This is a genomic window from Pseudomonas sp. GW821-FHT11D10, from assembly GCF_058808435.1.
On record NZ_JBXARR010000001.1, the window covers coordinates 145009 to 157709 of the forward strand.

Annotated in this window: 11 protein-coding genes; 1 reads left to right on the forward strand and 10 read right to left on the reverse strand. The window is 60.6% G+C overall.

Annotated features, from left to right (window positions below; translation table 11 throughout):
- Positions 1-31 precede the first annotated feature (31 nt).
- From mtr to AC1RT4_RS00670, 8 genes are all read right to left on the reverse strand, one after another.
- Positions 32-1300, reverse strand: a complete 1269-nt coding sequence (gene mtr / locus AC1RT4_RS00635; RefSeq protein WP_493082860.1) for a tryptophan permease — start codon at positions 1298-1300, stop codon at positions 32-34.
- Between the two features lie 69 nt (positions 1301-1369).
- Positions 1370-2707, reverse strand: a complete 1338-nt coding sequence (locus AC1RT4_RS00640; RefSeq protein ID WP_493082862.1) for an amidase family protein — start codon at positions 2705-2707, stop codon at positions 1370-1372.
- Between the two features lie 31 nt (positions 2708-2738).
- A complete protein-coding gene (locus tag AC1RT4_RS00645; protein ID WP_493082864.1) occupies positions 2739-4448 on the reverse strand; it encodes an NAD(P)/FAD-dependent oxidoreductase in 1710 nt (569 codons plus the stop codon).
- Positions 4449-4468: 20 nt separating this feature from the next.
- Complete coding sequence (locus tag AC1RT4_RS00650; RefSeq protein ID WP_493082866.1) at positions 4469-4951, reverse strand: aromatic-ring-hydroxylating dioxygenase subunit beta; 483 nt, start codon at positions 4949-4951, stop codon at positions 4469-4471.
- Positions 4932-6233, reverse strand: a complete 1302-nt coding sequence (locus AC1RT4_RS00655; protein WP_493082868.1) for a Rieske 2Fe-2S domain-containing protein — start codon at positions 6231-6233, stop codon at positions 4932-4934. Before AC1RT4_RS00655 ends, AC1RT4_RS00650 begins: the two co-directional genes overlap by 20 nt.
- Positions 6234-6246: 13 nt before the next feature.
- Complete coding sequence (locus AC1RT4_RS00660; RefSeq protein WP_493082870.1) at positions 6247-7179, reverse strand: PDR/VanB family oxidoreductase; 933 nt, start codon at positions 7177-7179, stop codon at positions 6247-6249.
- A complete protein-coding gene (locus tag AC1RT4_RS00665; protein WP_493082872.1) occupies positions 7176-7592 on the reverse strand; it encodes a DUF4440 domain-containing protein in 417 nt (138 codons plus the stop codon). Before AC1RT4_RS00665 ends, AC1RT4_RS00660 begins: the two co-directional genes overlap by 4 nt.
- On the reverse strand, positions 7573-8940 hold the full coding sequence (locus tag AC1RT4_RS00670; RefSeq protein WP_493082874.1) for an MFS transporter: 1368 nt from the start codon (positions 8938-8940) through the stop codon (positions 7573-7575). The genes AC1RT4_RS00665 and AC1RT4_RS00670 overlap by 20 nt, the downstream gene beginning before the upstream one ends.
- A gap of 106 nt (positions 8941-9046) precedes the next feature.
- Here AC1RT4_RS00670 and AC1RT4_RS00675 point away from each other — a divergent pair, with 106 nt between their 5' ends.
- Entirely contained in the window at positions 9047-9934 is an 888-nt protein-coding gene (locus AC1RT4_RS00675; protein WP_493084398.1) for a LysR family transcriptional regulator, read from the forward strand.
- A 58-nt stretch (positions 9935-9992) separates the two neighbouring features.
- Here AC1RT4_RS00675 and glpD read toward each other — a convergent pair whose 3' ends face one another.
- Both glpD and AC1RT4_RS00685 read right to left on the reverse strand, forming a co-directional pair.
- Positions 9993-11531 carry a glycerol-3-phosphate dehydrogenase gene (gene glpD, locus AC1RT4_RS00680; RefSeq protein ID WP_493082876.1) on the reverse strand — a complete coding sequence of 513 codons (1539 nt, stop codon included), beginning with the start codon at positions 11529-11531 and terminating at the stop codon, positions 9993-9995.
- A gap of 319 nt (positions 11532-11850) precedes the next feature.
- Positions 11851-12606 carry a DeoR/GlpR family transcriptional regulator gene (locus AC1RT4_RS00685; protein WP_007953179.1) on the reverse strand — a complete coding sequence of 252 codons (756 nt, stop codon included), beginning with the start codon at positions 12604-12606 and terminating at the stop codon, positions 11851-11853.
- Positions 12607-12701 lie beyond the last annotated feature (95 nt).

The following is a 12701-nucleotide window of genomic DNA, read 5'->3' on the forward strand; positions in this document are numbered from 1 at the left end:
AGTCGCGTTCGGAAAACCGAATGCCGTCGGTTCAGCGCCAGACCGGTAACCAGCCCAGTGTGAACAGCAGATGCGAGACCGCGCAGATCCCCCCGAAAAACAGCACCAGAACGATCATCGCGTTACCGCCCCAGACCCGGTAGCGCGGGCTGCCAAAGCGTTTGCGCGAGGCCCTGGCCAGCAGCGCGGGTGTCACGACTGCCCAAAGCGTGGCGGCCAGTCCGGCAAAACCGATGGCGTGAATGAACCCTTCCGGCCAGAACAAGCCGCAAAGCATCGGTGGCAGGAAGGTCACGGCAGCGGTTCGCAGGCGACCCATCGGGTGATCGTCGAAACCGAGCACGTCAGCCAGGTAATCGAACAGACCCAGCGTCACACCGAGAAACGAACAGGCGACGGCGAAGTTGGAGAAAAAGGTCAACAGCAGATCGACATTGGCACTGTCCAGACGCGATCCCAGCGCGCTGATCAGCACGTCGATATTGCCGCCACGCTGGGCGATATCCTTGAAAGCCTCGCGCGGGATGTTGCCCATGCTGCACAGCATCCATACCAGATAGAGGCCCAGGGCGATCAGCGTGCCACCCAGCAGGCAGGCGCGGATTCGCTTCGGATCCTTGCCGTAATGTTTCATCAGGCTTGGCACGTTGCCGTGGAAACCGAACGAGGTCAGGCAGAAGGGCAGGGTCACCAGCAGGTAGGGCCAGTAAGCGCTGTCGCCGCTGTTCTGGTTGAGCAACATGGCCGGCTGGACATGACCGAACAGGCCGCCGAAGGTCAGGAAAAAGGCAAGGATCTTTGCGCCGAACACCAGCGTGGTCATCCGGCTTACCGCTGAAGTACTGAGCCAGACGATGAACGCCACCAGCACAGTGAACCCCGGCCCGCCGATGCGCGGTGACAGCGCGATGCCCATGGACTGCAGTGTGTGGTGGATGACTGAACCGCTGGCGGAAATATAGGCGTAGGTCAGGGTGTAGAGGACAAAGACGATGCTCAGACCGTTGATTCGACTCCAGGTGCGCCCGAGCAGATCACGGGTGATGGTCGAGAAGCTCGCACCTTCGTGGTAGTTGAGGTTGGCTTCGAGGATCATCAGGCCTGAATGCAAGGTGCAGAACCAGGCAAACACCAATACCGCGACGGAACCGTAAAACCATAGTCCGGACATGACCACCGGCAGGGAAAACATTCCGGCACCGACAATGGTTCCGCCGATGATCATGGCGCCGCCAAGCACCGAGGGCGAGCGATCGAGTGCGCAGGGGGAAGTGGATGAAGCAAGTGACGTGGCACGCATGGCTGGGCCTGCATTGATATTGTTATGGAGGATTCGATCCAGCTCGCTCCTTGCCGGAGCGAGCCGTGCTCATCGGATGTTCAGCAGGGGGGACAACCGGCTCACTGCCTGCAACAGAAATCCGTCCTGCCCCGGCAATGCATCGAATGACAGGCCCACCGGCAACGAACCTTTCGCGGCCACCGGTACGGTCATGCTCGGTGCTGCCAGATTGCTGGCCGGGTCGGTGTTGCGCACGAACCGCTCGAAGTGGCTTTCATCTGCGCAATCAGCCAGCAACGGCGCGCTGCAACTGACTGTCGGGTAGGCCATCAGATCCAGCTGGTGGCGGTTGAACAGTTGCCGGTACTCCTGCTCCAGCCGGACTTTGCCCATCAATGCCTGCACATAGTCGGTATAGGAAATTGCCGGGCTTTCCAGTTGTGCCGTGAGGATTTTCTTGATCCCGGGATCTTCGATCCGTTCCAGGATGCTGAGGAATTCGCCACCGCGTCCTTCCTTCATCAGGAATCGGGGAAAGTCGATGAAGAATTCGTAGATCGGCAACGGAAACTGGATGCACTCGTTGATCTCGCCGATCACCGCGTCGTCAACCGGTACGATTTCCACACCATTGCTGGCGAGCGCGTTGATGGCGGCACGGCAGTCGCGGCTGACGTTGTTTTCCAGATCGGCCCAGAGGAAACGCTCGGGAATACCGATGCGCAGCGGACTGTCTTCGGACAGTGGCGGTAAATGCTGGTCGGTCAGGTGGCCGTGGACGAACCGGCAGTCTTCCACCGTGCGCGTCAGCAGGCCCGGCGTGTCTTTGGTCTGCGAGACCGGGACGATGCCGTCGACCGGATAAGCGCCAGTGGTCGGGCGCAAACCGACGATCCCGCAAAACGCTGCCGGGATGCGTACCGAACCGCCGGTATCGGTGCCTACCGCGCACGGCACCAGCCCGGCGGCGACCGCGGCAGCGCAACCGCCACTGCTGCCCCCGGCGCTGTAGCGCTCGTTCGCCGGGTTGATGACCGCGCCGTGGGTGTGATTGGCCGAGGTCACGCCGAATGACAGCTCGTGCATGTTGTTCTTGCCCACCACGCGCGCGCCCAGGTGTTTGAAACGCGCAACGATGCCGGCGTCCGCCTGTGGCATGTAGTCCGCCAGGCCGGGTGTGCCGGCAGTGGTCGGCATGCCCCGGACATTGATGTTGTCCTTGAACGATACCGGCAAGCCGTACAGCGGCGCCTGTCGGTCCGCGTCAGGGGCATAGGCCAGCATTGCCGGGTCGAAAGTGATGAAACTGTTCAGATGCTGCGCGTTGCCATGGCGCTCGCGCAGGGCCTGTTGCCAGGTGTCGAGACAGAACTCGCCACGGCGAAACCGGTTGACGAGCTGTTCGATTGAAAACTGTCTGTACATGGAAAGTCTCGGCGAAAAGGGAAGGGCGTAATCAGCAGTAGCGGTACTGCGAAACCAGACCGTCGAGCGGGTTGCCGTCGATCAGATCGCCTCCCAGGCTGCTGATGACCGCGCACGCCGTGTTCAGGGCCGTCTGGATCGAGCCTTCGGCCCAGCCGCCAGTGAAGGACGCGCCGCAACCGGCCAGGTAAAGACCGGTGTCCTGTCGGGGATCGAGGGCGGTGCGGAACTGATAGAACAGGCGCTCGGAATAGATGTCGTCACCGGGGAAATTCAGCTTGAAGGCACCGAGCGCGTGCTTGTCGGTCAGCCAGTCGTATTCGAGTACGTAGCGCTGGTAGTCGCCGTCGAGCGGGATCAGATGGCGGGCGAATTGCGGCGCGCTCATTGCCAGTTCATCCACCAGCCGCAGGCAGCGCTGCACTTTGTCGGTCATCGAGACCATCTTGTGCGAGTCGTCTTCCCAGGTGTAACTGATCAGCACCACGCCCCAGGAATCCGGGTCATGCGGAGCGTAATCCAGGCAGTACACGCCCTTGACCAGGGTGTCGGTCTGGATGTTCTGCGCCAGGCCGTGTTTGAGCCAGAACTTGTCTTTGGTCAGGATGAACAGTTTGGACGAGCCGACCATGTGGGTTTCGTTGATCGCCCGGGCTACGTCCCGGTTCACGAACGCCTGGTTCTGGGTGAGCTTGAGGTTGACCTGCAAGGCGCGGGTCGTGGTGGTGGTGATCACCCGGTCGCAAGCGTAGGTTTCGCCGTTGCTGCCGGCCAGCAGGATCTGTCCGTCGGGGCCCTTGTTGATTGATTCGATGCGGGTCCGGCAGATCATGTCGCGCAGTTGCATGCCGTTGAACGTGGTGTCGGCGATCAGATGCGCCAGCGAAGAAATACCGTTGGGCACCAGCCGCTGATTGACCTCCAGCGCGTTGACCACCAGACGCAGGATCTCGGTGAACGAGGCGCGATAAACCGACTGGAAACCACCGGAGCCGATCCCCAGCGAGCCGAACAGGTGGAAGTCTTCCGGTTTGCGCCAGACCTTGCCGCCCGGCGGGTTCTTGCCGGTGAAGATGCGCACCATGGCCGAGTAGAACGAGCTGTCGCCGAAGCAGTCCAGATAGCGTTGCCACTCCGGCTGCACTTCACAGTAGTTGTGCTGCTTGAGCAGTTCGGTCAGCAACAGCGGCGGGGCGAGGCGGGTGCCGTCGTCCAGCACTGCACCCTCTCTGAGAAAGGCATTCCAGCCTTGATGCACGGTTGTGAACAACGCCGGCGGCGGCTGCATCGCGGCCCAGTGATGGGCCTCGCCCCGGTAGTGCAGCTCGGTATCGACCACCCCCGGGTCGGGGAAGGCTTCGGTGGTCTGGATGCCGAACTTGTCGAGGTAATGGAAAAGCCCGACTTCGCTGGGTGGAAAGCGCATGGCGCCCATTTCGGCGATGAACTGCGGTTGTTCTTCATCGAAGCACTGGGTCAGCAGGCGCCCGCCGATGTGGCTTTCTTCCGCCTCGAACAGGGTCACGCGACGGGCACCCGCCCGCAGCAGTTCATAGGCCGCCACCAGCCCGGTGAGACCGGCACCGACAATGCCGATGTGCTTTTGCGCCGATTGCTCTGGCAGGTGCCCGATGGCCTGGTCGGCGTTGCGCAGGAACTGACCGTAATCGTAGAGCAGGTCGACGTAAGGGAAAGACAGGCACGCGGTATCCTGGATGACAGGATTGTTCATGGAGTTCACAGGGGGGAATTCTCGGTCGGTCAGATGATGAGCTGCAGGCTTTCGAGGGCGCGGTCGGGGTTGAGCAGAAGGATCTTCTTGCCCTGGATTTTCCACTCGCCGTCGAGGTTGATCAGGCGATGTTCGACGGTCGCCGGGTAATGCCATTCAAGGTCGCCACGGGCTTCGCAATACAGCAGGTTGCTGCTGGCGACGGCGCTGTACGATGGTTCTTCAACCGTGATCCGTGGTCGCTGGGCAACGTGCAGGCAGCGGCTTTTCGGCTGCTGGGAGTAGTTGCGGGCATTGGCCAGGCGGTTGATGCGCAGGGTGGTCAGGAAGCGGTCTTCATACACCAGCGAGGATTCGTGCAGCGGGCTGCGCTGTTCGCGGCTCATCGGAATCCAGTAGGTGTAATCGTCGCTCAGCAATTGCTGCCAGGCGACAAAGTCCTGTTGGTCGAGCAGGTGCATTTCGGTCTCGAGCAAGCGCTCGATGGCTCGTTCAGTTTGATCGTGGTGCATGGTCGTCCCGCATCAGGTTTTGCCAGTTGTCGTAGAAGTTGCGCATCGCCAGTTCACTGGTGCCGGACACCACGCGGGTGCGGTCGTAGGACTCGCCCGGCTCGAACAGGCGGGAGACGTTGACCCACTCATTGGCGTCGCTGTGCAGACCCTCCATTGCACGCTCGTACATCTCCACATCGTCATGGGCGACCATCGAGCAGGGCGAGTTGATCAGGTTGTTGTACTGCACGGTCCGCTCCAGCAACTGCACCGGAGCACCTTGCAGTTCGAAGATCCACGACTCGACGATGGTTTCCCGTGCGCTGACCGGGCGGATCACCCGCAGGGTCTGGATCGGGCCCTTGACCATCAGGTTGGGGAAATACACGGTGTTGTGACGGGTGTCGTCGAGAATCGCCCGGGCCTGGTCTTCGCCATAACTTTCCACCATCAGTTCCCAGTAGCCGGGAATGCCCGTGTAGGCCTTGTGGATCGAATTGCTGACCCCGGTGTGCCCGTGGCCGTTGGGCCAGACGCGGATGCCCATGCCGGCGAAGAATTCGTACGAGGCCATGAACGGCGAGAACAGCTCAACGGCCATCGGCGCCGGCTGGCTCTGGTCGCCGGTTTCCTTCCACAGGCGAATGGCTTCGCCGGCCGAGGACTCGTGGGCGATCATCGGGTGGCAGGTGTCGGTCTGGTTGTCGACCACCATTTTCCAGTTGCAGCGATGCTTGTGCAGCAGTGGCTGACCGACCACGCGCAACCGACCCTGCGGCGAGCGCATGACCATGTTGTCCAGCGTCGACAGTGACTCGCCGAAGAACTCGTCGAAACCGATGCCGGTTTCGCTCAGTCGCACGAACACGAAGCCGCGATAGTTGCGCACCGCCGCAACCGGCTGCATACCCTTGTGGGCCGAGCAACTGCTCAGGTCGCAGTCGTCGTATTCCTTTTTCACCGGAATGCTCAGTAGCTCGCCGTCGGTCTTGAACGTCCAGGCGTGGTAGGGGCAGCGCATGAAGCGGCCGACGTTGCCGCGAGCTTCGGCCAGCACTTTCACGCCCTTGTGCGGGCAGCGGTTGTGCAGCACCACGATGTCGCCGTTCTTCTGGCGCACCATGGCCAGTGGCCGGGAGGCGAGGGTGGTCGTGAAATAGTCGCCGGTTTCGGGGATCAGACTGTCGTGACCCAGGTAGCACCAGCTCGCAGCAAAGACCCGATGTTGTTCCTGTTCGAAAAGTTGCTGATCAAGGAACAGAGACTTGTGCACTTCCCTGCCATTGAAATAGTTGTCCAACGGGGAGTCCTCTTCAGATCGCCAGTTTCAGGCGTGGGCTTTTCGCCCGGGAAACGCAGGGATAGATCCGTGCGCTGCAGGCCGCTTCTTGTGCGCTCATGATGAAGTCACGGTGCTCGACGTCGCCTTCCAGCACGTCCAGCGCGCAGACACCGCACTCGCCGCGACGGCAGTCAGAGATCGGGTCGAGACCCGCGGCTTCCAGGGCTTCCAGTAAGGTCTGGTCGGGGCCGACCTCAAGGCACACACCGGAATCTGCCGCCTCGACCGTAAAACCCCGGGCGTCTTCATCCCTGGCGACGTTGAACACCTCCAGATGAATGCGATCGCGCGGCAGTCCGGCGGATTCGGCGTGGCTCAGGATGTCGTTGAGCATCGCCGTCGGGCCGCAGACGTAAAGCCGGTCTTCGGCGCACAGGTCCGCGAGTACCTGGTGAATGGCCGGGCGCTGGCCGGACAGGTGCAGGTTCATGCGGTCTTGCAGCAGTGAGCGCAGATCCTCGGCGTAGGCCGCATCGTCGGCGCTGCGGGCGAAGTAGTGCAGGTGCGCCGAACGATCCAGCGCTCTCAGGTGGCGCAGGATGCCGGTCAGCGGGGTGATGCCGATGCCACCGGCAATCGCGATGTCACGCCCGTTCGGCGTGTCGAGCGGGTAGTTGAAGGTGTTGAACGGACCTTCGAGCTGCACCTGATCACCGGCCGCCAGCGAGCGCAGGTACTGGCTGCTGGGGGAGTCGTCACTGAGGCGGATGGCGAAGGTGAAATGACCTTCGGCGCTGTCGCCCAGCTCAACGGTGGAGTAATGACGCCATTCGCCCGAGGGCGCTATCAGCCATTTGAAGTGCGCACCGGCATGGGCCGATTGCGTGGCGGCGGGGACGCCGCGCACGGTGATTTCCTTGATCGATGTCGAAAGCATCCGGCAATGAGTAACGGTGCAGTTCATGCCGGGTTGTCCTGGGACAGCGGCGTTTCGTGCAGGTACAGCCAGCGGGTGCTGTGCTGATGCATGCGCAGGATCGCGACGGAAATGCGGGAAGTCTCGCGCTGGTTCTGACGATGGGTTTCCTTGTAGCGCAGAGCCACGGTCGGGCCTTCGTGCCAGATCGTGTGCAGGTCGCTGATGTCGATCTCCAGGCCCGGACGGGCACCGACCGCACCTTTGAACAGTTGCTCGACCTGGGCCCGCCCGACCACGGCGGCCGAGGTGGTGACCATGCTGAAGTCTTCGCTGAAGACATCCATCAGCGGGGCGACGGCGGATTCACCGGCGCCGTCGGCATTGGTGAAGACGCGATGAATCAGCTCATGCACGTGGTGGATGCTGTGGCGCGCTTGTTCAACCGGGTTGTTGTTCATGGCATTCCTTTGGAGGGTTCAGTTGGCTCATTTGAAACAGCGGGAACAGTCCGACCAGCGCAGCAATCGCGAACGTGGCGTGATAGGCCGGGGTCGAGTCGAGTTGTTTGAGCAGCAGGTTGTAGATCATCAGAAACAAGGCCGCGCCGACGCTGAACGACATCTGCCGATTGATGTTCCAGATCACACTGGCCTTGTGGGTTTCGCTGCCCTTGAAGTCCATCAGCGAGGTGGTTTGCGCGGTGTTGGCGCCGATCCCGCCGCCGATACCCATCAGGCTGTAGGCGATCACGATCACCCCGATATCAGTCGGCGCATCCACCAGCATCAGGGTGGCGATGCCGGCGCTGTGGACCAGCATGCCGAGGGTGAACAGGCGTCGGGCGCCGATTTTGTTGTAGACCCGGCCGCACGTGAGCATCGCGATGAATGCGCCGGTGGCGTAGAGGATCATGAACATGCCGGTGAGGCGGGCGCTGAAGTGCAGGGTGTTCTGCAGAAAGAAGATGCTCATCAGATTGACCCCGGTGAACACACCGGGAATCGCGTAGTAGATGAAGATCGAGGTGCTGAGCCTTTTGCTTTTGAGCAGGCTCAGGTCAATGATTGCATCGCTGGCCCGGCGGTAGTGCAGCAGGTACAGCGCAACAAACATCAGGCCCGCCGCGACACAGGCGATGGCTTCGATCACGGGGTAGTCGCCGCCGTACAGCGACATGCCCATCAGCAGGCTGCCCAGCGCCGCGCTCACCAGCAGCAGGCCGAGAATGTCCGGGCGTGCCAGGCTGGTCGGTCGGGTTTCGCGGATCCAGAACCACGACAGACCGGCGGCGATCAGCGAAAACGGAATGTTGCTGTAAAACACCCAGCGCCACGAACTGCTGTCGACGATGATGCCGCCGACGGTCGGCGAAATCGCCGGGGCGATCAGGGCCACGGCCATCACCAGTGTGGAGATTTTTGCCCGCTGTTCGCCCTGGAACAGGTTGAAGGTCAATGCCTGCCCCACCGGAATCAGCAGGCCGCCGCCGATGCCCTGGACGAACCGCCAGAACACCAGTTCGTGAAAGCTGTCGGCCAGGCCGCACAGCCAGACGGCTGCGGTAAAGACCAGCATCGAAGCGGTGAGAATCTCGCGACTGCCGAAGCGCCCGGCCAGCCAGGTACTGACGGGAATGATCAGGGTCAGTCCGAGGATATAGGCGTTGGCCACCCAGGCCACCGAAGAACTGCTTACTTGCAATGTCGCCGATATGCTCGGTAATGCCACGGCCGACATGAATATGTTTATGCAGTCAATAAAAAAGCCGATCAGAAAGATCAGCGCGATCTTGTAGCGATAGTTCATTGTTGTTTCCTCTTTGTCGCAAAGCATAGGGGCGATGGACTTGGAGTGTCGATACGACTATGCTTAAAACAATGTTTGAAAGGATTGAACAGTGAACTCTACCGCCATGCATTCTCATCTAAACCGGGTTCAGACTTTCCTCGCTGTAGTCGATTTTGGCTCCTACACCAAGGCTGCGAATTACCTGAGTATCAGCAAAGCCATGGCCAGCCTGCATGTCAAGGCGCTGGAAGAAGTTCTTTCGGCGACGTTGCTGATCCGCAATACCCGAAATATATCGCTGACTGAAATTGGCCAAGACTTTTATGAAGAGTTCAAGGGGATTGTCGCGGACATCGATAATGCATTTGATAACGTACTGAAGGGTAATAACCGGGTTTCTGGAAAGTTACGAATTAGTTCAACCAGTGAATACGGCGAGAAGTTCATTCTTCCGTTGATTCCATTGTTCAGTGAGCGTTATCCGGAAATTCGCCTGTGCTACAACTTCAACTCGTCACTGAATGATCTGGTGGCGGAAAAACTGGATCTGGTGGTGCGTCTGGGCAATCTGGCGGACTCGGCTTTCAAGAGTCGCAAGCTGGCGGATTATCAAATCGTGCTGGTGGCGACTCCGGCGTTCGTCGGGCGTCACCCGGTGGCAAAGCCGCAAGACCTGAACGGTGTGCCATGGATTGCCAACAGCAATTTGCAGGCACCCACGCAATGGGTACTTCGCGATGATCCGGGGAGTACGGTGGAGGTCAATGGCACCAGCCATTTCGAATCCAACTCCTCCACAGCGATTCGCTCAATGACCTTGTCGTCACTTGGCGTATCGGTGCTGCCGGGCTGGGTGGTCGAGGACGACATTGCCAGCGGACGCCTGATCCGGCTGTTGCCGGCGTACTCATTGCCTTCTCAATCGATCAACGTGGTGTTCCCTAATACCGCGCACCTGCCCCACAAGTCGCGGGTCTTCATTGATTTTCTCCTGCAGCATCTGGCGCAGTAACGTAAAAAGCCCCCTGAATCCGGAGATTCAGGGGGCTTTCGTTTAAACAGCGTGTAGATCAGGCCGCTTCGATCTTGCTGCGGTTCTGCTCGATCTTGTTCAGGTACGCCGCCAGTCGCTCTTGCTCAGCCGGTGTGGTGAACAGGCCCAGTTTGCTGCGACGCCACAGAATGTCGTGCGCGGTGGTGGCCCATTCTTCGGTGCACAGGTAATCGACTTCACGGGTGTAGAGCCCGCCGCCGATGTGTTCGCCCATGTCGGCCAGGGTGTCGACGCCTTCGAGCATGCGCCAGGTGCGGCTGCCGTAGGTGGTGGCCCAGCGGCGGGCGATTTCGGTCGGTACCCAGTCGAACTTGTCGCGGATCAGCGCGCTCAAGGCTTGCGGCGTGGTCATGTCCTCGCCGCCGGGCAGGGTGGCGGTGGCCGTCCAGCTCGGGCGCATCTGGGTGAAGTACGGCATCAGTTGCGCCATCGCCGACTCGGCGAGCTTGCGGTAGGTGGTCAACTTGCCGCCGAACACCGACAGCAGCGGCGCTTCTTCGGTGCTGCCGGACAGCGCGAGGGTGTAGTCGCGGGTCACGGCCGACGGGTTGTCGGATTCGTCGTTGCACAGCGGACGTACGCCCGAGTAGGTGTGCAGGATGTCGTCACGGCTGATCTGCTTCTTGAAGTGGGCGTTGACCACTTTGAGCAGGTAATCGGTTTCGCCGTCGGTGATCGCCACTTTGGCCGGATCGCCGGTGTACTCGCGGTCGGTGGTGCCGATCAGGGTCAGGTTGTTCAGGTACGGAATGGTGAAAACGATGCGCTGATCTTCGTTTTGCAGGATGTGCGCGTGATCGCCTTCGTACAGCTTCGGCACGATGATGTGGCTGCCCTGGATCAGACGGATGCCGTACGGCGACTCCATCTTCAGGTCGTCACGGATGAACTTGGCGACCCACGGGCCGGCGGCGTTCACCAGCGCTTTGGCGGTGATCGAAAACAGGCTGCCGTCGGCGCGTTCCAGGTTCAGGTGCCACAGGCCCTTGGCGCGGCGGGCGCTGACGCAACGGGTCTGGGTGTGAATGTGCGCGCCTTTCTCGCGGGCGGCCATGGCGTTCAGTACCACGAGGCGGGCGTCGTCGACCCAGCAGTCGGAGTATTCGAAGCCTTTGCTGATTTCGCTTTTCAGTGCGCTGTCGGCGCCGAACTTCAGGCTTTTCGAGCCTGCCAGTTTTTCGCGCTTGCCGAGGTGGTCATAGAGGAACAGGCCCGCGCGGATCATCCACGCCGGACGCAGGTGCGGGCGGTGCGGCAGCACGAAGCGCATCGGCTTGACGATGTGCGGGGCCTTGGCCAGCAGCACTTCGCGTTCGGCCAGGGCTTCACGTACCAGACGGAATTCGTAATGTTCGAGGTAGCGCAGGCCACCGTGGATCAGCTTGCTGCTGGCCGACGAGGTGTGGCTGGCCAGATCGTCCTTTTCGCAAAGGAACACCGAAAGACCGCGACCGGCGGCATCCGCTGCGATCCCCACGCCATTGATCCCGCCGCCGATGACGGCGATGTCGTAGATCTCGGAGATAGGGGGCGTACGCAAGGTAGATGTGGACATCGGCTGGCCTCGGGCTCTTTTGATTTTCTGTCTTGGAAATCGAACATGAATGTTCATTTGCGAAAATGGTAGCCCATAAAGACGCGCGCAGCCAGTCGACTTCGATTGAAAAAACTCATCGAAGGGCCGAGAAAGGAAAATATTCGAACATGAAATGCGCGTTAGAGCACTGATCGTTACACGCAGAGTGACTGATCGTGCCCACGCTCTGCGTGGAAATGCATACATTGACGCTCTGCGTCAGCGCTCGGGAAGGGACGCGGAGCGTCCCGGGCTGCATTCCCACGCAGAGCGTGGGAACGAGAACTAAAAGGGAGGGTTAAACGACTTCCAGGCGAATCTTGTGCTGGCTCAGCAGTTGCGCCAGGGCTGGCACCGGCTGCTGATCGGTGACCAGGCAATCGATCAGGCTGATCGGGCCGAGGCGGATCATCGCGTTACGGCCGAACTTGCTGGAGTCCGCCGCCAGGATCACCTGCCGGGCATTGGCGATGATCGCCTGGGACACCCGCACTTCCTGGTAATCGAAGTCGAGCAGGCTGCCATCTTCGTCGATGCCGCTGATGCCCACCAGCGCAAAGTCGACCTTGAACTGGTTGATGAAGTCCACGCTCGCCTGACCCACCACGCCGCCGTCGCGACGCACGTTGCCGCCGGTCAGCAGCACATCGAAATCATCCTTGGCACTGAGCATCGAAGCGACGTGCAGGTTGTTGGTGATGATTTTCAGATGACTATGATTGAGCAGGGCGCGGGCAATCGATTCGGTCGTCGTACCGATGTTGATGAACAGCGAGGCGTGATCGGGAATCTGCGCGGCGATGGCTTCACCGATGCGTTGCTTTTCATCGCGCATCTGATCGGCGCGCATCGCGTAGGCGGTGTTTTCGACGCTGGAATCATAAGCGGCGCCGCCGTGGTAGCGACGCAGCAGATTGGCTTCCGCCAGCTGATTGATATCGCGGCGGATGGTTTGCGGGGTAACAACGAACAGCGTGGCCATTTCCTCGATGCTCACATAGCCGCGTTCGCGGACCAGCTCGAGGATTTGCTGCTGACGGGGAGGCAGATTCATGGGGCTTCCTTTGGGCTGCCGTGCAAAATTTGCCCATGATGCCGCAGGAATCCGCTCCCTACCAGTTACAACAGGTTACGAGTACTCAGCTTGGC

What these genes read in the sequence shown, in the direction of transcription:
- mtr (WP_493082860.1), bottom strand. Translation starts at nt 1,300, where the DNA reads ATGCGTGCCACGTCACTTGCTTCATCCACTTCCCCCTGCGCACTCGAT.
- AC1RT4_RS00640 (WP_493082862.1), bottom strand. Translation starts at nt 2,707, where the DNA reads ATGTACAGACAGTTTTCAATCGAACAGCTCGTCAACCGGTTTCGCCGT.
- AC1RT4_RS00650 (WP_493082866.1), bottom strand. Translation starts at nt 4,951, where the DNA reads ATGCACCACGATCAAACTGAACGAGCCATCGAGCGCTTGCTCGAGACC.
- AC1RT4_RS00660 (WP_493082870.1), bottom strand. Translation starts at nt 7,179, where the DNA reads ATGAACTGCACCGTTACTCATTGCCGGATGCTTTCGACATCGATCAAG.
- AC1RT4_RS00665 (WP_493082872.1), bottom strand. Translation starts at nt 7,592, where the DNA reads ATGAACAACAACCCGGTTGAACAAGCGCGCCACAGCATCCACCACGTG.
- AC1RT4_RS00670 (WP_493082874.1), bottom strand. Translation starts at nt 8,940, where the DNA reads ATGAACTATCGCTACAAGATCGCGCTGATCTTTCTGATCGGCTTTTTT.
- AC1RT4_RS00675 (WP_493084398.1), top strand. Translation starts at nt 9,047, where the DNA reads ATGCATTCTCATCTAAACCGGGTTCAGACTTTCCTCGCTGTAGTCGAT.
- glpD (WP_493082876.1), bottom strand. Translation starts at nt 11,531, where the DNA reads ATGTCCACATCTACCTTGCGTACGCCCCCTATCTCCGAGATCTACGAC.
- AC1RT4_RS00685 (WP_007953179.1), bottom strand. Translation starts at nt 12,606, where the DNA reads ATGAATCTGCCTCCCCGTCAGCAGCAAATCCTCGAGCTGGTCCGCGAA.